This is a genomic window from Massilia sp. Root133 (assembly GCF_001426525.1).
Lineage (GTDB): Bacteria > Pseudomonadota > Gammaproteobacteria > Burkholderiales > Burkholderiaceae_D > Telluria > Telluria orientalis.
This window is the reverse complement of the sequence record NZ_LMEW01000023.1, coordinates 1-24,502: the sequence shown is the minus strand read 5'-3', so window position 1 is coordinate 24,502 and position 24,502 is coordinate 1. Positions and strand designations below refer to the sequence as shown.

The following is a 24,502-nucleotide window of genomic DNA, read 5'->3' as shown; positions in this document are numbered from 1 at the left end:
AGCGGAGCCAGAATGCACCACTTGCTCAATCAACATCGGAGGCATCATGGCAGTGGACGCTTATCTTCAGATTGAAGGCATCAAAGGCGAGTCCCAAGACTCGGCCCACAAAGATTGGATCGAATGCTTGAATGTGCACTTCGGTATAGATCAGCCACGCAGCCCCGTGACCTCGACCAGCGGCGGTCATACATCGGCGCGTGCCGATTTCGATGACGTTATCGTCGCCAAGTTGGCCGATCTTTCTACGCCGCTTTTGCTACAACATTGTGCGATGGGCAAAACGATACCTAAGGCCAAGTTCGAATTCTTCCGGGCCGACAGTAACGGCGAGCGGGTCAGGTATTTCGAGATGAACCTCGAACACGTGTTAATCGGCTCCATAAAACCGGGCCTGTCGGCGACAGGCGGGATGCAAGAACACTTTCAGCTGAAATTTGCCAGGATGACGTGGAAGTACTCGCAACAAAAAATCTCTGGCGGTGCTGGTGGATCGACTGCGGGAGGTTGGGATTTGTCGGCCAATAAGGTCGTTGCATAGCCGTCAGCACAACCGGGAGCATCGAATGCCGGACTTCTACAAATACTTCAAAGAGAACATGGATGCGCTCGATTTACCTGCGCCCGAAAATCTCTATGGATCCGTTGCGACCGCACAGGCCAGCATATCAGGCATGCTCGTCTATATTGACAAGTATGGGACCAGAGTAACCGTCCTGGAAATGATCGGCGCAGGAACGAACCTGGAGCGCCTTGCCACTGTGGGCGCAGTGCAAGGCGCATATTACATAGGGGCGGCAATAGGCAGTTTGGCAGTAGCGACAGGCCGAACCCTCGCCGGTGGCACGTCGTTAAGCGATGTGCTTTTCGAGGCATCCAGGTGGAATTTGAAGCGGGATTGGCTATTGCCGCTTCTCCACCGTAACCCGGGCATCTACGACCGAAGCGTACCGGGCAGGAAGTACCACAAGCTCTACGAGAACTTCAAATGAAAGACTCGCTATTGTTGCTCGCTACAGGACTTGGTCTGGCCCTGACCTCATGGGCATTTTGGAAGTACGGCAGCAATGATGCCCTTTGTGTGTTTGCAATTGTCGGGTTCGCGTGCGCCGTGGCGGACAATGTGAAGCTTCGCCGCCAGTTGAGAGAACGGAGGGCGAAGCTTTGAGTCTAACGCTGATGAGAGCCCAACTACGGCATCATGCCTGCTGACCCGCCACGTCGGTCTGCGTTTCCGGATCGGTAACGGCGACCGCACCCTCGGCCTCGGCCGCTTCCGCCGCAGCCGCCTCGCCCGTGTCTTCTTCCTCGTCCAGGCCCAGCTCCTCGGCCGCTTCCGGTGCGACGGCCGCGACTTCGAGCAGGCGCGCCTCCAGCGACAGGTCGACCTCGTCCCAGCGCACGATGTCCAGGCGGACCTGCGCGCCGCGCGCCGCCTGCGGCATGCCCGGCAGGCGGATCACGAGCGGGATCTCGACGAGGCGCAGCACCTCGTCCTTCAGCACGACGGCCTCGACCTGCTTCGCATGTTCCTGCGCCAGCCAGCGCAGGCACCAGTAACGCTCCATGTTCTGCTGGAAGTCGTTATAGGCCGAGTACGCGGCGTCGAACGCGGAGACGATCGAGAACAGCGTCGCGTCGCGGTGCTTGAACGGGGCGACGAGCGGCGCCGTCACGCCATTGCTGGCGCAGGCGAGGATCTGCCACTGGTTCACGAGGTCCGTATAGCGGCGCAGCGGCGACGTCGACCAGGCATATTGATCGACGCCGAGGCCCTGGTGCGGCGCCGCGTGCGTGACCATGCGCACCTGCATCTTGGCGGCCCAGCCGCCGGCGCCCGGCCCTTGCGAGCGGTAGATGCCCGGCACGCCGCAGTCGTGCAGCAGCTTGCCCCACGTGCTGTTCGCGAAGATCATCAGCTCGGCCACGATCTTGTCCAGCGGCGCGCCGCGCTTGCGGCGCACGATCGTGACGACGTCGTCCTCGACGTAGAAATTGAAGTCGACGCGGTTCGCCTGTTCCGGCTTCAGGCCGAACGCTTCGCGCTTCTTCATGCGGCCCGCTTCCAGCTGCAGCGCCCACTGCCACAGCAGGCCCAGTTCCATCTTGTGCGGGTAGTCGCCCTCGCCCTTGTTCAGCGTTTCCTCGTTGACGACGTCGTCGAGATCGTTGTGGCGCAGGTTGTTCTTGATGGGCACGCGCTCGGCGCGGGTCGTCGTCGAGAGCACGGTCCACGTGGCCGGATCCAGTACGGCATACAACGACAACGCCGGGCAGTCGTTGCCCTCGGCCAGCGTGTAGGCGTCGACGACGTCGTCAGGCAGCATCGTGATCTTGTCGCCCGGCATATACACGGTCGACATGCGCGCACGGGCGATCTTGTCGATCGCGTCGTCCGGACGGATGCCCAGGCCCGGCGCCGCGATGTGGATGCCCACGCGCACGGTGCCGTCATCCAGCTTCTCGACGGAGAACGCGTCGTCGATCTCGGTCGTCGTCACGTCGTCGATCGAGAACGCGGCCACGTTCGCCAGCGGCAGGTCGGCCGGTGGGGTCGGCACCGCGACGGGCGGGAAGCCGGCGCCGCGCGGGAAGTGTTCGAACAGGAAGCGGCCCATGTGCAGCTCTTTCGCCGACGCGATGCCGCCCGTGGACAGCATCAGGCGCGGCGCCGTCGTCTGCAGCTCGTCGGCGGCCGTCTCGAGCGCCTTGAATTCGATGCTGTTCTTGTCCGGCTTGAACAGCAGTTGCTGGACGAGCGGCTGCATCGCCTGCGGCAGCGTGCCGGCCTTCAGTTCCTCGACATACGCGGCCTGCACGATGGCCTGCTGTTTCTTCTTTTCGATGCCGGCCAGCGCCGCGCGCAGCGATTGTTCCGGCGCCGCCTTGTAGCGGCCGCGGCCCTTCTTGTAGAAATAGATCGGCGCGCCGTGCAGCGCCAGCACGAGGCCGGCCGCTTCGAACGCCAGCGGCGCGTGGCCGAAGTACTCGGCGCCCAGTTCCGTGAATCCGAATTCTTCCTGGCCCGCGACTTCCCACAGGAATTCCAGATCGACGTCCGCCGCGACGGCCTTCGCCTGCTCCAGCAGGGTGGCGGGGTCCGGCTTGTCGAACTGCAGCATCACGTCGCGCGCCTTGACCTTCGTACGCTTCCCGCTCGGCATTTCGACCTGGTAGGCCTCGCCCGCCTGCGACAGCACGGTGCCGACCTTGAAATCGCCGGACTCTTCGAAAAATAAGTTCATTTTGTATTCGTATTCATATTAAATGCGGCCGCCTCGAGATCGAGCACCTCGGGCAGGAAGACCTCGGTGACCAGCAGCAGTCCCTGGCGGCGGCGGTACACGCAGCGCCGCGCAAAATAAGTGTCGCGCGCCGGCGCGTTCCGGCCGAGCGCGGCATGCACGCGCGCCACCAGCGGATGGCCGGGACGCAGCCGCGCGAATTCGAGCGCCCCGCGCGTGACCCGCGGATCGTAGAACAGCGTGGTGCCGAGCGAACGTTCGCCCAGCGCCGAAAACAGGGGCCAGTCGCTCGCGCTCGCACTCATCGGCACGACGGTGTGGCCGTACACGACCGGTTGCCCGTCGCAACGCAGCAGCACATCGCGTTCCCACACGCGCCGGGGCCGCGCCAGGCCGATCGCGTCGGCCTCGTCCGCCAGGCAGACATTGCCCGCCTGGCGCAGTTTCTGTACCCGGAATTGCCGGCTGTGCGCGATCAGGCGCGCCGTCAGCGAACCCGGCGTCGTCAGCCAGTCGCGCATGACGGCCGGCGCGCCCACGCCGGCCGGATGCGCCAGCCAGCGGGCCCGGCGCAGCGACGCGGGCCTCACTGGCGCTGGTCCGATCCGGCGTCGCCTTCGTTTGGATTATCCGTCAGGCAGAACGCCAGCACCTCATCGACATACTGCTCGAATTCCGACACCGCGTGGTCGCTGCCCTGGATGACGTGCTGGTGCGCGCCCGCGTAATGCGCAACCATGTCGCGGTAGTCCAACACCTCGTCGCCCGTGGCGGCCAGCAGGAAATAACGCGCCGGCCGGGTGATGGTGCCGACCTTCAGCGCCGCCAGCTCGTCGATGTAGTCGCGCTTGAATTCGAACGGCTCGCCCGTATGCCACTCGGTCGTGATGCCGACGTGCTTGTCCAGGTCTTTCAGGGGATCGACGGCCGGATTGATCAGCGCGGCGCGGCAGCCGAAGCGTTCCGCCAGCCAGGTCGCGTAAAAGCCGCCCAGCGAGGAACCGATGATGGCGAGATTGCCCGAATAGCGTTCGACCAACGTGAGGACGAGGTCCATCGCGGCCTTCGGCGACGCCGGCAGTTGCGGGCAGATCAGGTCGGCGGCGCGGCCGGCCGCTTCCATCCGCTGCTGCACTACCCTCGCCTTGAACGAGCGCGGCGACGAGCGGAAGCCGTGCAGATAGAGCAGATGCGAGCCCCCGCTCATGCCGCCATCGCCTCCAGCAGCTTCTGGTGCACGCCGCCGAAGCCGCCATTGCTCATCACGAGGATGTGGTCGCCCGGCTGCGCGGCCTGGACGATCGCCTGCACCATGTAGTCGAGCTGGTCGAAGCTGTGCGCGTTGGCGCCCAGCGGCTTCAATGCATCGGCCAGCGACCAGCCCAGCGCCTGCTGGCTGCCGAAGCCGAACACGAGGTCCGCATCCTTCAGGCTGCCCGGCAGCGCATCCTTCATCGCGCCCAGCTTCATCGTGTTCGAGCGCGGCTCCAGCACGGCGAGAATCCTTCCCGACGTCCCGATTTTCTGGCGCAGGCCGCCGACCGTCGTCGCGATCGCGGTCGGATGGTGCGCGAAGTCGTCATACACGGTCACGCCGTTGACGACGCCGCGCACTTCCATGCGCCGCTTGACGTTCTGGAAGCGGGCCAGCGACTCGATCGCCTGCGCGGGCGGCACGCCCACGTGGCGCGCGGCGGCGATGGCGGCCATCGCATTGCTGCGGTTGTGGTGGCCGGTCAGGTCCCAGTGGACGGTGCCCTGCTTGTCGCCCTTGAAGAACACGTCGAAGCTGGACCCGCCCGGATGTTCGACGAGGCTCCAGTCCACGCCTTCGGACGAGCCGAAACTTTCCTTCTCGCTCCAGCAGCCGCGCTTCAGCACGCGCGCCAGCGACGCTTCGTCGCCATTCACGACGATGCGCCCGACGCCGGGCACGGTACGCACGAGGTGGTGGAATTGGGTCTCGATGGCGCCGATATCGGGGAAGATGTCGGCGTGATCGTATTCCAGGTTGTTCAGCACGGCCGTCTTGGCGTGGTAGTGCACGAACTTCGAGCGCTTGTCGAAGAAGGCCGTGTCGTATTCGTCCGCCTCGATCACGAAGAAGTCGGAATCGGTTTCGCCCGACAGACGCGCGGACACGCCGAAGTTCAGCGGCACGCCGCCGATCAGGAAGCCCGGCGAATAGCCGGCATCTTCCAGGATCCACGCCAGCATCGAGGTCGTCGTCGTCTTGCCGTGCGTGCCCGCGACGGCGAGCACCCATTTATTACGGAGAATGTGGTCGCCAATCCATTGCGGGCCAGATACGTACGGCAAGCCGCGGTTCAGGATTTCCTCGACGAGCGGATTACCGCGCGTCATCACGTTGCCGACGACGTACAGATCCGGGTTCAGGTTCACCTGTTCGGGCCCGTAACCCTGGATCAGCTCGATGCCCTGGGCTTCGAGCTGGGTGCTCATCGGAGGGTAGACGTTGGCGTCGCACCCGGTGACGCGATGGCCGGCCTCTTTGGCCAGCACCGCGAGGCCGCCCATGAAGGTGCCGCAGATGCCGAGGATATGGATGTGCATGACGTGCCGAAGGGATCTCTGTAATAGCGAATACGCGATTCTACCCGACGCGATGCCATTTTCCTTTCAAGAGTATGATCTCGGACATGATGCCCAATTCAAATGACGACCTCCAACAGGTGCGCGCACGCATCGCTGCGACGGCCGCCCGCATGATCGCCCAGGATGGGGCCGATTACTCGACGGCCAAGACGAAGGCGGCGCGCCAGGTGCTCGGCGTCGACCGCCCTTCTCCTAATTACCTGCCGGATAATCTGCAAGTCGAAGACGAAGTACGCCGCTACCAGGCATTGTTCCTCGGCCCGGCGCAGGCCGCGCGCCTGCACCATTTGCGTGCCGCAGCGTTGGAAGTGATGGACCAATTGGCCGAGTTCCGTCCGTATATTACCGGCGCGGTTTTGAACGGAACGGCGGGCGAACATGACGACATCCACCTGCAATTATTTGCCGACAGCGCCAAGGAAGTCGAAATCTGGCTGTTGAATCGCAATGTCAATATCGAGATTTCGGAAACTCCCCACTTCAAAGGGGGACGCTACGATCCGGTAGAAACGGTAAGCTTCACGTGGCAAAAAGAAATGGTGCACGCCGAGCTTTATGATATGAACGATTTACGCGGTGCGCTGAAGACCCGCGCGGACGGCAGCCTGCAGCGCGCCGATGCTGCCACGCTCCGCACCCTGATGAACAACGACTCTCTCGAACACGATGAATAAGAAACACCTGGCCGGTTATGTGATCCTGGCCGCCGCCTTTACGGTTCTCGGTGCCATCGCCGGTGTGAAGCAGGATGCCAAGGGTCCGCTGACCACGACCTATGCACCCACGGACGGCCGCCCGCACACGGCGGTGACGAATCTGTATGCGACCTCGCTGAACGACCTGGCCGGCAAGCCGCAGCCGCTCGCCCAGTGGAAGGGCAAGCCGCTGCTCGTCAACTTCTGGGCATCGTGGTGCGCGCCGTGCGTGTCGGAGATGCCGGAATTGTCGGAACTGGCGGCCAAGGACGGCGGCAAGACCTTCAATGTGATCGGCATCGGCATCGATTCCCCTACGAACCTCGCCGAGTTTGCCCGCAAAATCAAGATTTCCTACCCATTGTACGTAGGCGGCATGGGTGGCACCGACCTCGCGCGTGGCCTCGGCAACGCGAACGGCGGGCTGCCATTTACGGTGCTGATCGGCGCAGATGGGCAGGTCCGCAAGACTTACCTGGGCCGTCTGAAGTTCGATCAGGTGCGCGCCGACCTGGCCAAGTTGTAGTTCCAGTGAACGGTCGTTCACTTATTTTCCGACTTCTTTATATCGCTTGCCAACACGTAACGTTGGCGGCAAAATGCCTGTCTTTCGGGCAAACAGACGGTTGAATATGGCGAAAAAGCTACTGCTGCTCAATGGCCCCAATTTGAATTTGCTGGGGACGCGTGAGCCTGCGGTGTACGGCGCGACGACGCTGGCCGACATCGAGCAGGCCGCCACCGCCCAGGCACGGGAAGCCGGGGCGGAGATCGTCTGTTTCCAAAGCAACCATGAAGGCGCGCTGATCGACCGCATTCACGCCGCCCGCCAGGAAGGCGTGGACGCGATCGTCATCAACCCGGGCGGTTTGACCCATACCAGCGTGGCGCTGCGCGATGCGCTGGCCGGGGTGGACATTCCGTTCGTGGAAGTGCACATCTCTAATATTTACAAGCGCGAGGAATTCCGGCACCACTCTTTCCTGTCGGCGATCGCGCTGGGCACGATCTGCGGGCTGGGAGCGGATGGATATCGCTTTGCCATCGACTTCGCGCTGAAACAACGTTAATCTACGTCAACTTCACGCATTCGCGCATAAGTACCTACCGCCGACGCGCCGTATGCTCTTAAACAAATAATTCCAAGGGGTTTCACATGGATCTAAGAAAACTCAAGACACTGATCGACCTCGTCGCCGAGTCGGATATCGCCGAACTCGAAGTGACCGAAGGCGAAAGCAAGGTCCGCATCGTCAAGTCCTCGGCAATCCCGCAGAATCAGATGGTCATGGTGCCGCAGCAAGGCGTCCAGCAATACTCGGCACCGGCCGTCCAGGCACCGGCGGCCGCGCCCGCGGCAGCCCCGGCCGCACCGGCCGAACCGACCGGCCACGTCGTCAAGTCGCCGATGGTCGGCACGTTCTATCGTTCCTCGGCACCGGGCGCCCCGGCGTTCGTCGAAGTGGGCGCTACCGTGAAGGAAGGCGATACCCTGTGCATCATCGAAGCGATGAAGCTCCTGAATGAAATCGATGCCGACCTCTCCGGCACCGTCACCAAGATCCTGGTGGAAAACGGCCAGCCTGTCGAATTCGGCCAGCCGCTGTTCGTGATCGGCTAAACGTCTCCGGCGCGGTCGTCCGACCGCGCCCTCCCGGCACGCTGCCGGCACTCAAAGAAACACCGAACTTACCATGTTTGAAAAAATTCTTATCGCCAACCGTGGTGAAATCGCGTTGCGTATCCAGCGCGCCTGCCGCGAGATGGGCATCAAGACGGTCGTCGTGCACTCCGAAGCGGACAAGGACGCCAAGTACGTGAAGCTCGCCGACGAGTCCGTTTGCATCGGTCCGGCGGCGTCCGCGCAAAGCTACCTGAGCATGCCGGCGATCATCAGCGCGGCGGAAGTCACGGACGCCGAAGCGATCCACCCCGGCTACGGCTTCCTGTCGGAAAACGCCGACTTCGCCGAACGCGTCGAAAAATCGGGCTTCGTCTTCATCGGCCCCCGTCCCGAATCGATCCGCCTGATGGGCGACAAGGTCTCGGCCAAGCAGGCCATGATCCGCGCCGGCGTGCCGTGCGTGCCCGGCTCGGACGGCGCCCTGCCCGACGACCCGAAAGAGATCATCCAGACCGCGCGCCGCGTCGGCTACCCGGTCATCATCAAGGCCGCGGGCGGCGGTGGCGGCCGCGGCATGCGCGTCGTGCACACGGAAGCCGCACTGCTGAACGCCGTCGCGATGACCAAGACGGAAGCCGGCACCGCGTTCGGCAACCCGGAAGTCTATATGGAGAAATACCTGGAGAATCCGCGCCACGTGGAAATCCAGATCCTCGCCGACGAGCACAAGCAGGCCGTCTGGCTGGGCGAGCGCGACTGCTCGATGCAGCGCCGCCACCAGAAGGTCATCGAGGAAGCGCCGGCGCCGGGCATCCCGCGCAAGCTGATCGAAAAGATCGGCGACCGCTGCGCCGAAGCCTGCCGCAAGATCGGCTACCGCGGTGCCGGCACGTTCGAATTCCTGTACGAGAACGGTGAGTTCTACTTCATCGAGATGAACACCCGCGTGCAGGTCGAACACCCGGTCACCGAAATGATCACCGGCATCGACATCGTGCAGGAACAGATCCGCATCGCCTGCGGCGAGCGCCTGCGCTTCCGCCAGCGCGACATCATGCTGTCGGGCCACGCGATCGAGTGCCGCATCAACGCGGAAGACCCGTTCAAGTTCACCCCGTCGCCGGGCCGCATCACCAGTTGGCACCCGCCGGGCGGCCCCGGCATCCGCGTCGATTCGCATTCGTACGCCGGCTATTACGTGCCGCCGCACTACGACTCGATGATCGGCAAGGTCATCGCCTACGGCGCCACGCGCGAGCAGGCGATCCGCCGCATGCAGATCGCGTTGTCGGAAATGGTCGTCGAAGGTATCCTGACCAACATCCCGCTGCACCGCGAACTGATGGTCGACGCCCGCTTCATCGAAGGCGGCACCAACATCCACTACCTGGAGCAGAAGCTGGCCCACAAGCCGGACCTGCCGAAGGATGGCGCGATCGGCGCCAAAGCCGAGGTTGAATGATGGGCTGGACTGAAGTTGTCATCGAGATCGCACGCGAGCACGCCGAAGGGCTCTCTGATGCCCTGATGGAGGCGGGCGCGCTGTCGGTCTCGGTGGAAGATGCGGACGAAGGCACGGAAGACGAGAAGCCCCTGTTCGGCGAACCAGGCATGGTGCCCAAGGAAGCCGCGTGGGACCACAGCCGCGTCGTCGCGCTGACGGACGAGGATGCCGACCAGGCCGCGATCGTGGCCGAGGCAGCAAGCGCCATCGGCCTGCAGCAGGCGCCTGCATTCACGACCCGTTCCGTCGCGGACGCCGACTGGGTGCGCCTCACGCAATCGCAGTTCGAGCCGATCCACATCGGCAAGAACATCTGGGTCGTGCCGAGCTGGCACGAAGCCCCGGATCCCGACGCGCTGATCCTCGAAGTCGACCCGGGCCTCGCATTCGGCACGGGCAGCCATCCGACCACGCGCCTGTGCATGGAATGGCTGGAAGCCCACCCGGCACCCGGTAAATCGGTGCTGGACTACGGCTGCGGCTCGGGCATCCTCGCGATGGTCGCGAAGAAGCTCGGCGCGGCTGGCGTCTCTGGCGTCGACATCGACGAGCAGGCCATCGAATCGGCGAAGCTGAATGCCGAACGCAACCGCTGCGAGATCGACTTCTACGTGCCGGACGACTTCGTCGCGTCGAAGCACGGGGAAGAACGCTTCGACATCGTCGTCGCGAACATCCTGTCGAGCCCATTGAAGCTGATGGCGCCGATGCTTTCGAGCCGCGTGGCCGAGGGCGGTAACCTGATTCTGTCGGGCGTGCTGGCGCGCCAGGCCGAGGAAGTGGCCGCCGCGTACGCACCTTTCATCAAGCTGGGCGTCTGGGCCGAGCAGGACGGCTGGGTCGCTCTTCACGGGCAGCTCGGCGCAGAACGTGCACCGGAGCCGCGCGCGACTGCCGACGGCAGCAAATAAGGCATGGCGCTCGCCACCCAGTGCCCGCATTGCCACACCACGTTCCGCGTCGCCGCGGACCAGCTCAAGCTCCGCGGCGGCATCGTCCGCTGCGGGTCTTGCCAACGCATCTTTGACGGCAACGCCCACCTGATCGACCTGGACAAGCCGGCCGCGCCGGCGCCCGTCCAGGAAGACGACGCGCTGCCCGTCTACACCCTCGACTTCGACCACACCTTCGATCCGCTCGGCATCCTGCCGAAGCCTGCCGACGACGTGCCCGAGCCGGAGCCGGAGCCGGAGCCCGAGCCGGTGCGCGCGCACGTGTGGCGGCGCGCGCCCGAGGCCGAAGAAGGGCCGGAAGCGGCGCCGGTCGCGGCGGACTATGCCCCCGCCGACCGCGTCGAACCGCAACTGGAGCCGGTCGTCCACGCGGCGCCCGACACCGAACCGGAGCCCGAGTCCGAGCCTGCCGAAGGCCCTGTCGCCGAACCGCCGCCACCAGCGAGCGCCTACGCGCCCGCTGACCGCGTCGAACCGCAACTGGAACCGGTCGTCCACGCGGCGCCCGACACCGAACCGGAGCCCGAGCCCGAGCCTGCCGAAGACCCTGTCGCCGAACCGCCGCCAGCGAGCGCCTACGCGCCCGCGGACCGCATCGAACCGGTTTTCGACCTGCCGGTGACCGAGGAAATCGTCGCCCAGCCGCTGCCGGATTACGAGCCGGAGCCGGAGCCCGAACCCGAGCCCGCACCGGAACCGCCCGCGCGCGCGCCGGCATCCGACGCCCCGCCCTTCCTGCCGCTGCGCGCATCGGCCGCGAGCGAACCGCCCGCGCCGGCACCGGCGATGATCCCGCCCGTGATCGCGCCGGCGCGCAGCAAGGCCGCGCGTACGTCCGAGGCGCGCGCGCGGCGCTCCAAGCTGACGCCGACGAAGATCGAACCGCCGAAGCTGCGCCTCGCGCTCGACGCCGACGCCGACGAGCCCGAATTCGTCAAGCGCAGCCGCCGCCAGGAACGCATGGGGCGCACGCAGCGCATGCTGATGGCCGCGGGCGCCGTCGTGCTGCTGCTCCTGCTGCTGGCCCAGGCGGTGCTGGGCTTCCGCAACACGCTGGCCGCGCAGCATCCGGGCCTGAAGCCGGCCCTGGCGGGCGCGTGCGCCCTGCTGGGCTGCCGCGTGGAGCTGCCCGCGCAGACCGAGAACCTCGTCATCGAGACGGGTGAACTGACGACGCTGGGCCCGAACACGTACGCCTTGAATACGCTGCTGCGCAACCAGGGCAGCCTCGTGCTGGCCTGGCCCAGCATCGAGCTCGAGTTGACCGACGCCAGCGACAAGCCCGTGCTGCGCCGGGTGCTGGCGCCCGCCGACTACCTGCCGCGCGGCACGTCGCCGGCGGGCGGTTTCGGCCCGCACTCGGAACAGCCGGTCACACTGCATTTCACGCTGGACGGCCTGCAGCCGTCCGGTTATCACACTTTCGTTTTCTATCCTTGAGGCTTCCAATGACCAAGACCTCGCTGATCTGCGGCTCGATCGCCTTCGACAAGATCATGCAATACCACGGCCGTTTCGGCGAAACCCTGCTGGCCGACCAGCTGCACCGCGTGAACGTCTCGTTCCTCGTGCCGACGCTGCGCACGGAATACGGCGGCTGCGCCGTCAACATCGCCTACAACCTGAAGCTGCTGGGCGGCGAGCCGCTCATCATGGGCACCATCGGCCAGGACGGCGGCGACTACCTCGACCGCATGGAGCAGCAAGGCCTCGCCACCAACGCGATCCGCACCATCGAGAACGCGTACACGGCCCAGTGCTTCGTCACGGCCGACCTGGACGGCAACCAGATCAACGCCTTCCACCCGGGCGCCATGCAGTTCTCGCACGAGAACAGCCTGGCCGACTACCTGCCGCTGCGCGTCGCGATCGTCGCGCCGGACGGCCGCGACGGCATGATCAAGCACGCGCGCGACTGCGCGGAACGGGGCGTGCCGTTCATCTTCGACCCGGGCCAGCAGTTGCCGATGTTCAGCGGCGACGAGCTGCTGACGTTCATCGACCAGGCCAGCTACCTCGCCTGCAACGACTACGAATTCGAGATGGTGATGGACCGCACGGGCCTGCCCCTGCAGGACATCGCCGCGCGCCTGGACGCGCTCATCGTCACGCGCGGGGAAGCCGGTTCGGACATCTACGCCGGCGGCGAGCATCACAAGATCCCGGCCGTGCCGGCGGCCAGCGTCGTCGATCCGACGGGCTGCGGCGACGCCTACCGCGCCGGCCTGCTGTTCGGCATCGCCAATGACCTCGACTGGCCCACGACGGGCCGCCTGGCGAGCCTGCTGGGTTCCATCAAGATCGCCCACCAGGGCGGCCAGAACCACGGCTTCACGCCTTCGGAGATCGCGGATAAATTCGAAGCGGCCTTCGGCTACCGCTTCTAAAGCGTCGGGCCAATGAAAAGCGCGCCGTCCCTCGCGGGACCGGCGCGCTTTTTGTTGGGTGTAGCCAGCGTCAGATGTAGAACACCTGGCGCAGCAGGTATTGCGCGATCTGGATCAGGATGAAGGCCACGAGCACCGACAGATCGAGGCCGCCGACCGGCGGGATCACGCGGCGCAACGGGCGCAGCAGCGGGTCGTTGAGCGCGTGGACGAACGGCGCCAGCGGCGCATGCGGATTGACCCAGCTGAAGATCACCTCGATGATCAACAGGCCCATGAAACCGTACAGGATCCAGTCGAGCAGGCGGACCACGGCGATCAGCACGACGGCCTGGCCGCTCGTCCCCGCCAGCAGCAGGATCGACGATGCCGCCAGCACGACGAGGAACGCGCCCAGCAGGCTGGCCCAGTCGTAACCACCCATGCCCGGCACGATGCGGCGCAGCGGGCGCACGAGCCAGTCGGACAACGTGAACGTAAATTGCGCGACGGACGCCGGCGGACGCACGCGGGTCACCTGCATCCAGAAACGCAGCAGCAAGACGCCACCCAGCACACCGGCCGCGGTATCGACGATCAATTTAAGAATGGGCAGCACGACGACTCCTTGAAAAAAAAACCGCTGTGTGAAAGCTCACACAGCGGTATTTTGCCTGAACCAGGCAGGAATGGCTTACGGACGGCTGCTGGTCGGGAACGGCCATGCTGCTGGTGCGATCACCGACTTCGCGGCCGGGGCCGGGGCTGCAGCGGCGCCGCTGTCCTTGCCGTCGGTCTTGGCTTCGGCTTTCGTCTCGGCCTTGGTGTCGGCCTTGGTTTCAGCTTTCGACTCGGCCTTGGCTTCCGGCTTGGCTTCAGCCTTGGTTGCGGTCTTGCTTGCGGCCTTCTTGGCGGCCGGCTTCTTCGCAACAGCAGCAGCAGCTTCCGGCTTCGCTTCAGCCTTGGCGGCCGGCTTGGCGGCGGCCTTCTTCACTGCCGGCTTGGCTTCGCTTTTGGCGGCGGGAGCGGCGGCCTTGGTGGCTGCGGTCTTGGTGGCTGCGGTCTTGGTCGCTGCGGTCTTGGTCGCTGCGGTCTTGGTCGCTGCAGTCTTCTTCGCAGCCGGCTTGGCGGCGGTGGTCGACTTGGCGGCGGTCTTGGTTGCAGCCGGCTTGGTGGCAGCGGTCGACTTGGCAGCGGTCTTGCCTGCTGCTTTCTTCGCAGCCGGTTTAGCGGCGGCGGTCGACTTGGCGGCAGTCTTGCCTGCTGCTTTCTTGGCAGCCGGTTTGGCGGCAGCGGTCGACTTGGCGGCGGTCTTGCCTGCTGCTTTCTTGGCAGCCGGTTTGGCGGCAGCGGTCGACTTGGCAGCAGTTTTCTTCGCAGCCGGTTTAGCGGCGGCGGTCGACTTGGCGGCAGTCTTGCCTGCTGCTTTCTTTGCAGCCGGTTTAGCGGCGGCGGTCGACTTGGCAGCGGTCTTGCCTGCTGCTTTCTTTGCGGCCGGTTTGGCAGCAGAGGTCGACTTGGCGGCGGTCTTGCCTGCTGCTTTCTTGGCAGCCGGTTTGGCAGCAGCGGCCGACTTGGCAGCGGTCTTCTTCGCAGCCGGTTTGGCGGCGGCTTTGGTTGCGGTCGACTTGGCGGCGGTTTTCTTCGCAGCCGGTTTGGCGGCGGCTTTGGTTGCGGTCGACTTGGCTGCAGTCTTCTTCGCTGCCGGTTTGGCGGCGGAGGTCGACTTGGCGGCGGTCTTGGTTGCAGCCGACTTGGTAGCGGTCGACTTGGTTGCTGCAGTCTTGGTTGCAGCGGCTTTCTTTGCTGCCGGTTTAGCGGCGGCGGTCTTGGTTGCTGCAGCTTTCTTTGCAGCGGGTTTAGCGGCGGCGGTCGACTTGGCGGCGGTTTTGGTTGCTGCCGATTTAGCCGGAGCTTTGGTCGCTGCGGCTTTTTTCGCAGCCGGCTTCGCAGCGGCTTTAGCGGCTACGGTTTTGGTTGCTGGTTTATCTGCTGCTGCCTTTGCGGCCGGTTTGGTGGCGGCTTTTGCGGCCGGCTTTGCTGCTGGTTTTTTCGCGGCGGTTGCCATTTTCTGTTCTCCTTCTCTGCGATGAGAAATTACGCTACATGGTTTGAACCCGTCCAACCCGGTCTGCTTGGTCGGGCGAATTATTCATCGGCGCAAACGCTATGTTTGCGTCAATGAATCCGGCACCAGCCGAACTGACGCGGCGATTCGATAAAACCCGTAAAACGTCCGGGCATTCATCGCCGATTTACGCTATACTGTGTATTCATACAGTAGTCGCTCAATCGCTCTCCGCGGCACCTCGGCTAATCGTCGTCGCCGACGACCTAAACGACTAAAGTCCGATGGCTCACTGCGCTGTCCACATCGCAGCCCGCTGGCCGCGAAAAGAAAAAGCCGCCATACCCGACGTTTATCAGGCAATGCGGCTTGTTCTTTTCGCTAAGCTTACGTGCATACTGAATGAATCAGCGTCCCATTTATGATCGGTTTGTTTCCCGTTGAACGCCTCGAAAATCGGCGTCTTCACGTTTTGACAAATTCAATCACGTAAAGTACACGAAAACCTTGTCAGTGCGCAACCCGCACACAATATTTTTCATGTCTTTTACAGGTGAACCAGCGATAACCTCAACCGAAACGATCGCTGCGATAACGTTTGATTCCTTCCTCGTCTTGCTTGGTCTCCAAAAACAAGCGCGCAAAACAATGCGCATTACGTTACTACCATTCCGCATAAAGCCTTTATTTAAAGGCGATATTCGAAATCAGTCCTCCGCCGCGGTGATACGCAGCAAGTCCATCTTGCACAGCCACGCGAGTCCGCGCAGCAAAGTCGGCCGGTCGCACGGTCCGAGCGCGTCGAGCAGCTCGTCGACCTGCATCGGCCGCGATTCGATCGATCCAAAGATCTGTCCAAACTCTTCCAGCGTCGGCAGCGACGCGTGCGCGAAGCGGTTGATCGCGAGCTCGCGATACTGGCGCAGCAGCGCAAGCGATGCGTCCGGCGCGAGTTCCACCATCGACGCCGGCGTGATCCGCAGCGTCGGGTAGGTGGCGAACAGCTCGAACGGATCGAGCCGGTCCGGCACGACCGCCGGCAGCGCGGGACCGAGCGCCGCATCGGCGCGACGCCGTTCGTCGAGCTCGCGCCACAACGCGCGGTAGCGTCCGAACACGACGGCCCAATCGAATTCCGCGCGCGCACGCCGGCGTGCGTTCTCGCCCAGTTCGCGCCGCAGCGCGGCATCGCCGGCGAGGCGCGCGCAGGCCTGCGCGAGGGCCGGTCCATCCACGGCGACCGCCTGGCTCGTATGGCCGCAGTACGCGTCGTAGCTGTCCACGCCATCGTCGTAACGCTGCGCGAGATCGGGGCCCGCGCCCGCATCCGGCATCACGGTCGGGATGCGATAGCCGTCCACGCCGTCGCGCACGGTGTCGCGGTAGCCGTTCCAGTCGCTGACGATGCACGGCAGGCCCGCCGCCATCGCTTCCAGCGGCGTGAGGCCGAAGGTCTCCTGCACGTTGTCCGCGAGCGAGATGAAGACGTCGGCGGCGGCCCAGGCGTCGAGCTGGTTCGCGGCCACGCGGCCGTCCAGCACCGACAGCGTCACGGACGGGCACAGTTGCGCGGCCGCCTCGTGGAAAGCCTTGTCGATGGCCTCGTTGGCGAACCACCCGCACAGCACCAGGTGCACGCGCCCACCGCCCTGCGCCGCGGCTTCGAGCGCCGCGAACATCTGTTGCGGATGCGCCTTCGCGTGGAACGACAAATGGCCGAGGAACAGGAACGCGACGTCGCCGATTTCCAACCCCAGGCGCCGGCGCACGGTGGCGCGGCGGGATGCGTCGACGTCGAAGTCGGCCGCGTGCACGCCGAGCGGGATCAGGGGCAGCTGCGGCAGTTCGAAGCGCTGGGCACCGAGGCGCGCACTCAAATACTCGGCCTGGCGCTCCAGCACGCGGCGCACGCTGTCGCGCACGACGCGCGACGTGCAGATCACGGCATCCCAGCTGCGCACGGGCGCCACGAGCAGGTTGGCGAGGCTCGTCATCACGGCGTGGCTGGCCGTCGTGTGCGTGATGCCGCACAGGCTGTAGCGGCGCTCGCCGAGTCCCTGGCGGCGCCACGCGAGGCGTTCGATGCCGGGCGCGGGGTGGTACAGCGTGCCGTAGCGCTCCAGGTCCTGCGGGCGGCCCTGCGCGATCCAGTCGACCTGGCCCTTGTAGCCGGACTCGCGCAGCAGGCGCTCGCCTTCGGCCGCGTGGGCCTGGCCGCCGGCGAAGCAGCCGACCGACTCGAGACCGGGCGCCGTCGCGATCGCACGCAGCAGTCCGGCGCCGGCGGCCTGGCGTCCCATCAGGCGCGGGCCCGATGTCGAGTAGCCGTCGGGGGCGTAGTGGAAGGCGAAGCGGTCCGTCATGCGACCTCCTCCGTGTCCGCGCGCTCATCCAATGGCGTGAGCAGGTCGAGGTAGACCGGCAGGCCCACCGTTTCGAAATCGTAGCGCGTGCGCACCGTCTCGCGTCCGGCCAGGCCGACGTGGGCGATCTCGTGGCGGCGCGCGATGAGGTCGAGCGCGCGGTCGGCGAGCAGCGCCGTGTCGAAGAACGGCGTCAGGAACCCGTTCTCGCCGTCGCGGATCACTTCCCGCACCGGCGCCGTATCCGAGCCCAGCACCGGCACGCCGACGGCCATCGCTTCCAGCATCGACCAGGACAGCACGAACGGATACGTCAGGTACACGTGCAGGCTCGAGACCTGCAGCGCGCTGCGGTAGGTGGCGTACGGCACCTTGCCGAGGAAGTGCACGCGCGACCAGTCGACGGTCTCGGCGCCGCCGTCCAGCTCGGCCTTGAGCGCGTCGCGGTAGCTTGCATGGCCCGGCGGCGGACGGCGGCCGTAGCTGACGCCGTCGCCGCCGATGACGACGACCTGCAGCTCCGGATTCCCGGCCAGCAGCCGTGGCAGGCTGCGCATGAAGACGTGGAAGCCGCGGTAGGGTTCGAGGTTGCGCGCGACGAACGTCAGCACCGGCTGCGCGCGCGTGAGCACGGCGCCGCCGGGCAGTTCCAGCCGCGCATGCGGATCGGGGCTCAGTTGCTGCGTGTCGATGCCCTCGTGGACTTCGCGGATCTTGCCGCGCAGTTCGGGCGGGTGCACGCCGCGCTGCCACGCCGTGGGCGCGACGCCGTCGTCGGCCGCGAGCAGCGACTGCATCAGCACGGAGTTCTTGATGCGGATGCGCAGGCGGTCGTCGAAGCTCACCGGATACTCGGGATCGAAACCGACGTCCAACCCGCTTGCCGCCCACCAGAACTCGCAGAACACGACGAGGCGCGCCTGCGGGAACACGTCCTTGACGAACAGGGCCTCGCCCCAGCCGGGGTGGCACACGACGACGTCGGGCGCGAAGCCTTCCTGCTTCAGCGCCACGCACGCGCGCGCGACGGCCTGGCCGCGGCGCACGCAACCTTCGAAGTGGCGCAGGTAGTGATGGGTCTTCTCGCCCGGACCGTCCGGCCTGGCGTAGCCGATCGTCCGCACCTTCGGTCCCAAGGGCTCGCGCCGCACCGCGGTCTCTTCGCCGATCGCGACGACGTCGAAGTCGGGCCGCGTCTGCAGATACCGCATCAGCCGGCGGAACTGGCCCGGCAGATTCTGGTGGATGAAGAGGACTCGGGTCATGACGTTCGGTTCGCGTGACGACGACGACAAGTTGGAATTGAACGCATGATAGCCTCAGACTCCGCGTCGTGGCGCGACGCACGTACAAAATCGTGAAGAATGCGTGCGTTGGACCACGCTAGATGGCATCAACGTATCGTCGAAGGTACGCACCAAGGCACATCGACCGCGGGTGCGTGCGTTGCGCGGTCGCGGCGGTAGATGTGGAAGGTCCAGCGTCCATCGGCGCGCGCGTGGCACATCGTGCATTCGTCCCGTGCCGCCACGGCCTCCACGCCGGCACGTTCGCGCTGGCGGCGCACGATGGCGGGATGGTCGAGGAGCGGGCTGGTGAACATGACGGACTGCGGATGGCAAGGCCGAAGTGGCGGCGGCATGGCATGGCGTTGTACCATGGACGCTCCTTCACAACGCCGCCACCGTCATGCTCCCCCTGCTCAATCCGCAGCCGCGCGTCGGCGTGGTACCGATCTTCGACGACCACCGCTGCGTCATCATCGACGACTTCATGCTGGAGCCGGAGGCACTGGTCGACTTCGCGGCGAACAACCACATGAATTTCCAGGACCTGGCGGGCAACTACTATCCGGGTCCCGAACTGCCGTTCGGCGGCGCGCTCGCGGCGCGCATCCAGGACAGCTTCCTGCAGCACGCGCGCGCGCCGCTGGGCGCGCGCCGCATCCTCGACATGAAGAGCCGCCTGTCGCTCGTGACGCGCCGCCCGCAAGACCTGCTGCCGGGCCAGCGCCTGCCGCACCGCGACTTCACGGGCCTGCCGGCCGGCGTCGGCGTGGGCGCGATGGTGCTGTACCTGTTCAGGGACGAGCGCTTCGGCGGCACCAGCTTCTTCAAGCCGAAGGTGCCGGAGCCCGAGATCACGGCCCTGGAAAACGATCTGAGGCGCCACGAACGGGCCGGCGCGGCGATGCCGGACGTGCCGCCGACCTTCGCGATCGCGTCGAGCCGCTGGTTCGAAAAGGTGCTGACGGTCGAACCGCGCTACAACCGGGCGATCTTCTACAGCGGCGGGATCTTCCACTCAGGACACATCCACATGCCCGAGCTGATGGTCGGCGACCCGCGCACGGGGCGCCTCACGGCGAATGCGTTCTTCCAGCTGCGCATGGCCGCCGGCTGAGCGTCGCTAGCCCCGACCCTCGGTCTCCCAATACGGCGGTTCGCCGAACGCCGCGCGTAACCAGGCGCCGAGCGCGCGCAGCTTCGCGGACGGATGCTGGCCGTCCGCGTGCGCCATATAGATGTATTCCTGTTCGGCCTCGACGCCGACGTCGACAACGCACAGCGTCCCTGCCTTGAGCGCCCCGCTGACGATGAACACCGGCAGCAGCGCGATGCCCAGCCCGGCGAGTGCGGCGTCGCGCATCATGTCGCCGTTGTTCAGGACCAGGCTGGGCCGCGCGCGCACGATGCGGGTCTCGCCCTGCTGCGCGAAGCGCCAGTCGGCCGCGCCGCGGTGCGTGTAGAAGATGCCGCGGTGGTCCTCGAGTTCGTCCGCTGAACGGGGCGTGCCGTGCCGGTCCAGGTACGCGGGCGCCGCGACGAGCACGCGCCGGCTCGTCGCCAGTTGCCATGCGACGAGATAGGTATCCGCGATCGGACCGTGGCGGACGACGGCATCGAAGCCGTCCGACGTCGCGTCGACCCGGCGGTCGTCCAGGTCCAGCGTCAGTTGGATGTCGGGATGGGCGGCCAGGAAGGGATAGAGCGCAGGTCCCAGGTGCATGCGGCCGAACGTCACGGGCGCGGCGATGCGCAGCGGGCCGCTCAGCTGTCCGCGCCGCTCGGCCAGGTCGGCCGCGGCCTCCTGCACGTCGCGCACGATGCGCGCGGCGCGCGCAAGGAACGCGGCGCCGTCCTCCGTGAGCGACAGTTTGCGCGTGGACCGCTGCAGCAGGCTGGCGCCGAGCGACCGCTCCAGCTCGACGAGACGCTCGCTGACGACGGAGCGCGACACGCGCAAGCGGCGCGCCGCCTCGCTCAGGGAACCGCTTTCGGCCACGGTGACGAACGTGGCGATGCCTTCCAGTTTCATGTCTGTTCACCCTGTTTGTTCGGCGTTTCCGAATTGCTGTTGCGGTATTTGGCGACTAGTCCGGCTGCTCATCCTAAACCATACTGGCCTCCACCCCAACGCCCGTCAACCCAGGAGATCCTCATGTTCCCACGCATCGCAACGGCCGCCGCCGCACTGTCGCTGTCTCTGGCGCTCAGCCATCCCGCCACCGCCGCCGTCCAGCCCTTCCCGCCGGCGTTCAAGGCGCAGACGATCCAGGCCGGCGACGCGGCCCTGCACGTGGTCACCGGCGGCCACGGCCCCGCCGTCGTGCTGCTGCACGGCTTCGGCGACACGGGCGCGATGTGGTCGCCGCTTGCCGCCCGCCTGGCGGCCAGCCACACCGTCGTCGTGCCGGACCTGCGCGGCATGGGCCTGTCCTCGCACCCGGCCGGCGGTTACGACAAATGGACGCAGGCCGGCGACGTCCGCGCCGTCCTCGACAAGCTCGGCATCGACCACGCGGTCGTCGTCGGCCACGACATCGGCACGATGGTCGCCTTCGCCTACGCCTCCCGCTATCCCGACAGGACGGACCGCCTCGTCGTCATGGACGCGCCCGTGCCCGGGATTCCGCCGTGGGAACAAATCCTGCGTAATCCGCTGCTGTGGCATTTCTCGTTCGGCGGCCCGGACGCCGAGCGCCTCGTCGCCGGCCGCGAGCGCATCTACCTGGACCGCTTCTGGAACGAATTCGCCGGCGATCCGAAGAAGGTCGACGAAGCGACCCGGTCTTATTATGCGAAGCTGTACGCCCGCCCCGGCGCCATGCACTCGGCCTTCGCGCAATTCCTCAGCTTTCCCAAGGATGCCGAGGTCAACCAGAAAGTCGTCGCGAATAAACTGCCGATGCCAGTGCTGGCGATCGGCGGCGCCAAATCGTTCGGCGCCAACGAGGCGGTCGTAATGCGCAATGCGGCCACCAACGTCACCGAAGTGGTCATTCCGGATGCGGGGCACTGGCTGATGGAAGAGGCGCCGGAGGCGACGATGGCGGCGATCCAGAAGTTTGCGGACGGAAAATAAGAAATCCCGCCAGGTGGCGGGCGTGTCAGCGTGCCCGCCCTGGTCTCCCATACGAACGCGTGTGCGCGCATCCCGTTGCTGCCTAGCGCGGGGCGAAGACGGGAGAGTGCCTCTCACATGCGATTCATGGTGCTCTCCCGCTTGCTACCGCCGATATCGCCATCCAACAGGAATCGGTCATGGCTTTGACCGGCTCGATATGGATGAAGTCCTGCTTACGCTTGCCTCCACTGAGCGTGGCCCCGGCAGGCACATCGATCAGGAAGCGTCCCATGCAGAATGTGGAGGTGGTAGCGGCACCGTGTGTGTCATGGCCGATGGGCTGGAACTGCCGAATACGGCCGTGCAGGCGCCAAGCGCTGCGCACGTGGCCATCACGAGCGCAGCCAACAAGAACGAGACCGATCTATTGACCGCTGAAGTTCCCGATCGTCGCAATCAGGGCCGCACCGCAAGTCGTCTTGTGCCCTTCGTAAGCGACCGGGACACCGTCGATAACGTGGTGCGGGTCGCCCTCGGCAACGATGCAAACGGTGTGCCCCGCGATCGGACAACTGCACATGTCGCCCACGCGGGCCACCGGGATGCCGTCAACCGTGAAATGTTGCGCACTCACGGTCACGACCTTGCCACCATGCGACGTGGGATCGCCAAGACGAATCACATTGGGCATCGGTTACCCCTTATCTTGATGCGACGATCCGTCACCCAAGCCATGAGCGTCGGAACTTGCGTTGCCTGGTGCGGCCTGCGCGATCGACTGCTGCTTTGGCGCCTCGGCGTCGTAATCGACCAGTTTCCACACGGTCGCCGTACGATACGAAGGACGCGCTCCCTTGAGCTTTTGCCACAACGAGGACTCGCCCAACATGGTCACCTGCGGCATCGTTTCCCCCGCCGTGAAGTACTGACGCGCACCGCCTTCAATCTCGCCGGCTTCGCTGGCTTGCCACCAGCCCGTTTGGGGACACGCGCGGCCGGTCGCTGCAAGTTCTCCGAGCGGAAGGCGCGGTTGCGGTTCAGGGGAGATGTCACTGGTCTTCACTGTGTCGCCTGTAGGACGCAAGCGGAAGCTGTTGAGGATGTCGTCCCACAGCTTCATGGCTTGGTCGTCAGTCAGGCTTGTTTTTTGGGGATTGCCTTTGCGATCCGCATGACCTGTCGATAACTCGATCTTGATGGCGGGTGTCTCCAACGTGCCCTCGCCCTGAGTTTCCCAGACAAACGCGTGTCCACGCATACCTCCACCGTTTGGCGCCGACGCGAGATGTTCCTGTCCCTTGTACGGTCCAACCTGCCGGTTGCCTTTACGTAGAACATGTATTGATGTGGCAAGATTACCGAGCACCTGCGTCATCCCCCCCATACGTTCAAGCAAAGGCTTGTCATGCTTATATTTGGCAAGAGGGTAAAACCATACCGATAGGATCGTATCGGGATGGTCGGCAACGCGAAAGTCCACGCCTGCCTCTTCATTTTCCCATTCCGAATTTGCGATTAAACCACCGGCAAAGCAGTATCCAGGCTCACTGGGCATTTCTGTTTCAGAGCGAGAGCGGAGACGAGAAAGTACTTTGCCCATATTTTCCATTCCAATTTTCTGCTTATCGTCGTCGACGCTATCCTTCAAAAGAAATCGATAGCCGCCAATCCACCGGTATCCAAAAACGGTAACTTGGGCAGTGCTAGCATCAGACTTCCATGAAGAAAATATTCGCGTGGTCTTCTCGGACTGCACAGACTCAAGTAACATGCTCTTTTTTGTCCGGCCATTGATGGACGATTTTAAAACAGATTCATGCGCAGTTGTTTCCTTCTCGAATTCTTCAAGTGACATGGTCTTTACCGGCTCAATGGCAAGGAAGTCGTACTTGTAATTTCCTCCGGTGAGTTTAGAGCCAGAAGGAATATCGATCAGAAACCGACCGACGCAAAAAGTGGATGTAGGTGATGAAGGTGCCGTGCTCACGTTATTATTTGCCATGACGAATAGATGAGGGCGATTTTGAGCGGCAACGCAAGCATTAGGGCTTACAGAGAAGGCTGCCGCGAAAGCAAGAAGAAATAGACCGTACGTTTTCATGTCTTAGGTAATTTTTGCTTTAGCCAGCTAGAACTGGAGACAATTTTTACAATGGAATATAAGGTAACTGACTGGGCAAGCTTCGCTTCATATGAACCCTGGTGATCGTAGCTTTCATGACCCTTGCTTTTGCCTTCATGTCGAAAGATCTGAACGACATACGGGGTCGGTGCAGACCCAGATTCGGCTGGAACGGTACCGTCACCTGGCCCTTGCGCCTTCTGAATTTCAAATCCGCGCTGATTTTTTTCATTAAACGATAATTTGATGGAGCCATTTAAATCATCAGCCATCAATAGCGCACGCTTGAGATCACCAGCAACAGCCTTAGTAGCCTTCCAGTGCACTTCGTTCCACGCCAACTGTTTTGCATCGGCACCGTAGTATGCATAAGTTTCAGGATGGTATTTATTCAAAATAAAATCCTGAAGCTTTCGTGCATCATCCATATTAACTAAAAACTTCTTAAAATCAGATTCCCGAGAATTTTCCCCGACGATCTTCCTTCCTTCCCGCTTAGCTGTTTAGTTTCGTGCGATCATCTTCCTCGTCGTAGCTGGCCTTTGTTTCGTGCAAGGGCTATGCTGGGTGACTTGATTGCTGGGTTCAGCAGTCCCGGC

At 64.3% G+C, this 24,502-nt stretch carries 26 protein-coding genes; 13 read left to right on the top strand and 13 right to left on the bottom strand.

Annotated elements, in window-relative coordinates; all coding sequences use genetic code 11:
• The first annotated feature begins 46 nt into the window (after nucleotides 1-46).
• From ASD28_RS16115 to ASD28_RS31885, 3 genes are read left to right on the top strand one after another with little or no spacing between them, the layout of a single operon-like run.
• Nucleotides 47-541 (top strand): type VI secretion system tube protein Hcp, encoded by a 495-nt coding sequence (locus ASD28_RS16115; protein WP_056129954.1) that lies wholly within the window; start codon nucleotides 47-49, stop codon nucleotides 539-541.
• Nucleotides 542-566: 25 nt separating this feature from the next.
• A complete protein-coding gene (locus ASD28_RS16110) occupies nucleotides 567-992 on the top strand; it encodes a hypothetical protein (protein WP_056129951.1) in 426 nt (141 codons plus the stop codon).
• Nucleotides 989-1,168: a hypothetical protein gene (locus ASD28_RS31885; protein ID WP_156403698.1), complete on the top strand. Its 180-nt coding sequence runs from the start codon at nucleotides 989-991 to the stop codon at nucleotides 1,166-1,168. Before ASD28_RS16110 ends, ASD28_RS31885 begins: the two co-directional genes overlap by 4 nt.
• 31 nt (nucleotides 1,169-1,199) lie before the next feature.
• Here ASD28_RS31885 and ASD28_RS16105 read toward each other — a convergent pair whose 3' ends face one another.
• From ASD28_RS16105 to mpl, 4 genes are read right to left on the bottom strand one after another with little or no spacing between them, the layout of a single operon-like run.
• Entirely contained in the window at nucleotides 1,200-3,245 is a 2,046-nt protein-coding gene (locus ASD28_RS16105; RefSeq protein WP_056129948.1) for a ribonuclease catalytic domain-containing protein, read from the bottom strand.
• Nucleotides 3,242-3,835 (bottom strand): chorismate lyase, encoded by a 594-nt coding sequence (locus tag ASD28_RS16100; RefSeq protein WP_056129945.1) that lies wholly within the window; start codon nucleotides 3,833-3,835, stop codon nucleotides 3,242-3,244. Before ASD28_RS16100 ends, ASD28_RS16105 begins: the two co-directional genes overlap by 4 nt.
• Nucleotides 3,832-4,452, bottom strand: coding sequence for a YqiA/YcfP family alpha/beta fold hydrolase (locus ASD28_RS16095; RefSeq protein ID WP_056129942.1), 621 nt, complete (start codon nucleotides 4,450-4,452; stop codon nucleotides 3,832-3,834). Before ASD28_RS16095 ends, ASD28_RS16100 begins: the two co-directional genes overlap by 4 nt.
• Nucleotides 4,449-5,819 carry a UDP-N-acetylmuramate:L-alanyl-gamma-D-glutamyl-meso-diaminopimelate ligase gene (gene mpl, locus ASD28_RS16090; protein ID WP_082577113.1) on the bottom strand — a complete coding sequence of 457 codons (1,371 nt, stop codon included), beginning with the start codon at nucleotides 5,817-5,819 and terminating at the stop codon, nucleotides 4,449-4,451. The genes ASD28_RS16095 and mpl overlap by 4 nt, the downstream gene beginning before the upstream one ends.
• An 86-nt stretch (nucleotides 5,820-5,905) precedes the next feature.
• Between mpl and ASD28_RS16085 the strand changes: the two genes are divergently transcribed.
• The 8 genes from ASD28_RS16085 (at nucleotide 5,906) to ASD28_RS16050 (ending at nucleotide 13,024) form a co-directional block, all read left to right on the top strand.
• Complete coding sequence (locus ASD28_RS16085) at nucleotides 5,906-6,535, top strand: hypothetical protein (protein ID WP_056129939.1); 630 nt, start codon at nucleotides 5,906-5,908, stop codon at nucleotides 6,533-6,535.
• Complete coding sequence (locus tag ASD28_RS16080) at nucleotides 6,528-7,082, top strand: TlpA disulfide reductase family protein (protein ID WP_056129938.1); 555 nt, start codon at nucleotides 6,528-6,530, stop codon at nucleotides 7,080-7,082. The genes ASD28_RS16085 and ASD28_RS16080 overlap by 8 nt, the downstream gene beginning before the upstream one ends.
• 106 nt (nucleotides 7,083-7,188) lie before the next feature.
• Entirely contained in the window at nucleotides 7,189-7,626 is a 438-nt protein-coding gene (gene aroQ / locus ASD28_RS16075; protein ID WP_056129935.1) for a type II 3-dehydroquinate dehydratase, read from the top strand.
• A gap of 86 nt (nucleotides 7,627-7,712) precedes the next feature.
• Nucleotides 7,713-8,177, top strand: coding sequence for an acetyl-CoA carboxylase biotin carboxyl carrier protein (accB, locus tag ASD28_RS16070; protein WP_056129930.1), 465 nt, complete (start codon nucleotides 7,713-7,715; stop codon nucleotides 8,175-8,177).
• A 73-nt stretch (nucleotides 8,178-8,250) separates the two neighbouring features.
• The gene (accC, locus tag ASD28_RS16065) at nucleotides 8,251-9,642 is read left to right on the top strand and encodes an acetyl-CoA carboxylase biotin carboxylase subunit (protein WP_056129921.1); all 1,392 of its coding nucleotides are present in this window, start codon (nucleotides 8,251-8,253) and stop codon (nucleotides 9,640-9,642) included.
• A complete protein-coding gene (gene prmA, locus ASD28_RS16060) occupies nucleotides 9,642-10,595 on the top strand; it encodes a 50S ribosomal protein L11 methyltransferase (protein ID WP_056129918.1) in 954 nt (317 codons plus the stop codon). The genes accC and prmA overlap by 1 nt, the downstream gene beginning before the upstream one ends.
• Nucleotides 10,596-10,598: 3 nt before the next feature.
• A complete protein-coding gene (locus ASD28_RS16055) occupies nucleotides 10,599-12,077 on the top strand; it encodes a DUF3426 domain-containing protein (RefSeq protein WP_056129915.1) in 1,479 nt (492 codons plus the stop codon).
• Nucleotides 12,078-12,085: 8 nt separating this feature from the next.
• Nucleotides 12,086-13,024, top strand: coding sequence for a carbohydrate kinase family protein (locus tag ASD28_RS16050; protein WP_056129912.1), 939 nt, complete (start codon nucleotides 12,086-12,088; stop codon nucleotides 13,022-13,024).
• Between the two features lie 70 nt (nucleotides 13,025-13,094).
• Here ASD28_RS16050 and ASD28_RS16045 read toward each other — a convergent pair whose 3' ends face one another.
• The 5 genes from ASD28_RS16045 to ASD28_RS16025 form a co-directional block, all read right to left on the bottom strand.
• Entirely contained in the window at nucleotides 13,095-13,622 is a 528-nt protein-coding gene (locus ASD28_RS16045; RefSeq protein WP_229411988.1) for a YggT family protein, read from the bottom strand.
• A 75-nt stretch (nucleotides 13,623-13,697) separates the two neighbouring features.
• Nucleotides 13,698-15,071: a transcriptional regulator gene (locus ASD28_RS33200; RefSeq protein WP_307168195.1), complete on the bottom strand. Its 1,374-nt coding sequence runs from the start codon at nucleotides 15,069-15,071 to the stop codon at nucleotides 13,698-13,700.
• 707 nt (nucleotides 15,072-15,778) lie between these two features.
• Nucleotides 15,779-17,434, bottom strand: a complete 1,656-nt coding sequence (locus tag ASD28_RS16035; protein WP_056129906.1) for a glycosyltransferase family 4 protein — start codon at nucleotides 17,432-17,434, stop codon at nucleotides 15,779-15,781.
• The gene (locus ASD28_RS16030; RefSeq protein ID WP_056129903.1) at nucleotides 17,431-18,699 is read right to left on the bottom strand and encodes a glycosyltransferase family 4 protein; all 1,269 of its coding nucleotides are present in this window, start codon (nucleotides 18,697-18,699) and stop codon (nucleotides 17,431-17,433) included. Before ASD28_RS16030 ends, ASD28_RS16035 begins: the two co-directional genes overlap by 4 nt.
• A 128-nt stretch (nucleotides 18,700-18,827) precedes the next feature.
• Nucleotides 18,828-19,094 (bottom strand): hypothetical protein, encoded by a 267-nt coding sequence (locus ASD28_RS16025; protein WP_156403697.1) that lies wholly within the window; start codon nucleotides 19,092-19,094, stop codon nucleotides 18,828-18,830.
• A 29-nt stretch (nucleotides 19,095-19,123) separates the two neighbouring features.
• Between ASD28_RS16025 and ASD28_RS16020 the strand changes: the two genes are divergently transcribed.
• Nucleotides 19,124-19,837, top strand: a complete 714-nt coding sequence (locus ASD28_RS16020; RefSeq protein WP_056129899.1) for a DUF6445 family protein — start codon at nucleotides 19,124-19,126, stop codon at nucleotides 19,835-19,837.
• Nucleotides 19,838-19,843: 6 nt separating this feature from the next.
• On the opposite strand, the gene ASD28_RS16015 is transcribed toward ASD28_RS16020, so the two are convergent.
• The gene (locus ASD28_RS16015) at nucleotides 19,844-20,752 is read right to left on the bottom strand and encodes a LysR family transcriptional regulator (protein WP_056129895.1); all 909 of its coding nucleotides are present in this window, start codon (nucleotides 20,750-20,752) and stop codon (nucleotides 19,844-19,846) included.
• 123 nt (nucleotides 20,753-20,875) lie between these two features.
• Here ASD28_RS16015 and ASD28_RS16010 point away from each other — a divergent pair, with 123 nt between their 5' ends.
• Nucleotides 20,876-21,799, top strand: a complete 924-nt coding sequence (locus ASD28_RS16010; RefSeq protein ID WP_056129892.1) for an alpha/beta fold hydrolase — start codon at nucleotides 20,876-20,878, stop codon at nucleotides 21,797-21,799.
• Nucleotides 21,800-22,205: 406 nt separating this feature from the next.
• On the opposite strand, the gene ASD28_RS16005 is transcribed toward ASD28_RS16010, so the two are convergent.
• From ASD28_RS16005 to ASD28_RS31880, 3 genes are read right to left on the bottom strand one after another with little or no spacing between them, the layout of a single operon-like run.
• Nucleotides 22,206-22,472, bottom strand: coding sequence for a PAAR domain-containing protein (locus ASD28_RS16005; RefSeq protein WP_056129889.1), 267 nt, complete (start codon nucleotides 22,470-22,472; stop codon nucleotides 22,206-22,208).
• Between the two features lie 3 nt (nucleotides 22,473-22,475).
• Nucleotides 22,476-23,882 (bottom strand): T6SS immunity protein Tli4 family protein, encoded by a 1,407-nt coding sequence (locus tag ASD28_RS31180; RefSeq protein ID WP_229411986.1) that lies wholly within the window; start codon nucleotides 23,880-23,882, stop codon nucleotides 22,476-22,478.
• Nucleotides 23,879-24,331, bottom strand: coding sequence for a hypothetical protein (locus ASD28_RS31880; protein WP_156650909.1), 453 nt, complete (start codon nucleotides 24,329-24,331; stop codon nucleotides 23,879-23,881). The genes ASD28_RS31180 and ASD28_RS31880 overlap by 4 nt, the downstream gene beginning before the upstream one ends.
• Nucleotides 24,332-24,502 lie beyond the last annotated feature (171 nt).

Bases quoted from the DNA above. Each gene is read 5' to 3' on its own strand.
- ASD28_RS16115 (WP_056129954.1), top strand. From the start codon at position 47: ATGGCAGTGGACGCTTATCTTCAGATTGAAGGCATCAAAGGCGAGTCC.
- ASD28_RS16110 (WP_056129951.1), top strand. From the start codon at position 567: ATGCCGGACTTCTACAAATACTTCAAAGAGAACATGGATGCGCTCGAT.
- ASD28_RS31885 (WP_156403698.1), top strand. From the start codon at position 989: ATGAAAGACTCGCTATTGTTGCTCGCTACAGGACTTGGTCTGGCCCTG.
- ASD28_RS16105 (WP_056129948.1), bottom strand. From the start codon at position 3,245: ATGAACTTATTTTTCGAAGAGTCCGGCGATTTCAAGGTCGGCACCGTG.
- ASD28_RS16095 (WP_056129942.1), bottom strand. From the start codon at position 4,452: ATGAGCGGGGGCTCGCATCTGCTCTATCTGCACGGCTTCCGCTCGTCG.
- mpl (WP_082577113.1), bottom strand. From the start codon at position 5,819: ATGCACATCCATATCCTCGGCATCTGCGGCACCTTCATGGGCGGCCTC.
- ASD28_RS16085 (WP_056129939.1), top strand. From the start codon at position 5,906: ATGATGCCCAATTCAAATGACGACCTCCAACAGGTGCGCGCACGCATC.
- ASD28_RS16080 (WP_056129938.1), top strand. From the start codon at position 6,528: ATGAATAAGAAACACCTGGCCGGTTATGTGATCCTGGCCGCCGCCTTT.
- aroQ (WP_056129935.1), top strand. From the start codon at position 7,189: ATGGCGAAAAAGCTACTGCTGCTCAATGGCCCCAATTTGAATTTGCTG.
- accB (WP_056129930.1), top strand. From the start codon at position 7,713: ATGGATCTAAGAAAACTCAAGACACTGATCGACCTCGTCGCCGAGTCG.
- accC (WP_056129921.1), top strand. From the start codon at position 8,251: ATGTTTGAAAAAATTCTTATCGCCAACCGTGGTGAAATCGCGTTGCGT.
- prmA (WP_056129918.1), top strand. From the start codon at position 9,642: ATGGGCTGGACTGAAGTTGTCATCGAGATCGCACGCGAGCACGCCGAA.
- ASD28_RS16055 (WP_056129915.1), top strand. From the start codon at position 10,599: ATGGCGCTCGCCACCCAGTGCCCGCATTGCCACACCACGTTCCGCGTC.
- ASD28_RS16050 (WP_056129912.1), top strand. From the start codon at position 12,086: ATGACCAAGACCTCGCTGATCTGCGGCTCGATCGCCTTCGACAAGATC.
- ASD28_RS33200 (WP_307168195.1), bottom strand. From the start codon at position 15,071: ATGGCAACCGCCGCGAAAAAACCAGCAGCAAAGCCGGCCGCAAAAGCC.
- ASD28_RS16035 (WP_056129906.1), bottom strand. From the start codon at position 17,434: ATGACGGACCGCTTCGCCTTCCACTACGCCCCCGACGGCTACTCGACA.
- ASD28_RS16030 (WP_056129903.1), bottom strand. From the start codon at position 18,699: ATGACCCGAGTCCTCTTCATCCACCAGAATCTGCCGGGCCAGTTCCGC.
- ASD28_RS16025 (WP_156403697.1), bottom strand. From the start codon at position 19,094: ATGGTACAACGCCATGCCATGCCGCCGCCACTTCGGCCTTGCCATCCG.
- ASD28_RS16020 (WP_056129899.1), top strand. From the start codon at position 19,124: ATGCTCCCCCTGCTCAATCCGCAGCCGCGCGTCGGCGTGGTACCGATC.
- ASD28_RS16015 (WP_056129895.1), bottom strand. From the start codon at position 20,752: ATGAAACTGGAAGGCATCGCCACGTTCGTCACCGTGGCCGAAAGCGGT.
- ASD28_RS16010 (WP_056129892.1), top strand. From the start codon at position 20,876: ATGTTCCCACGCATCGCAACGGCCGCCGCCGCACTGTCGCTGTCTCTG.
- ASD28_RS16005 (WP_056129889.1), bottom strand. From the start codon at position 22,472: ATGCCCAATGTGATTCGTCTTGGCGATCCCACGTCGCATGGTGGCAAG.
- ASD28_RS31180 (WP_229411986.1), bottom strand. From the start codon at position 23,882: ATGAAAACGTACGGTCTATTTCTTCTTGCTTTCGCGGCAGCCTTCTCT.
- ASD28_RS31880 (WP_156650909.1), bottom strand. From the start codon at position 24,331: ATGGATGATGCACGAAAGCTTCAGGATTTTATTTTGAATAAATACCAT.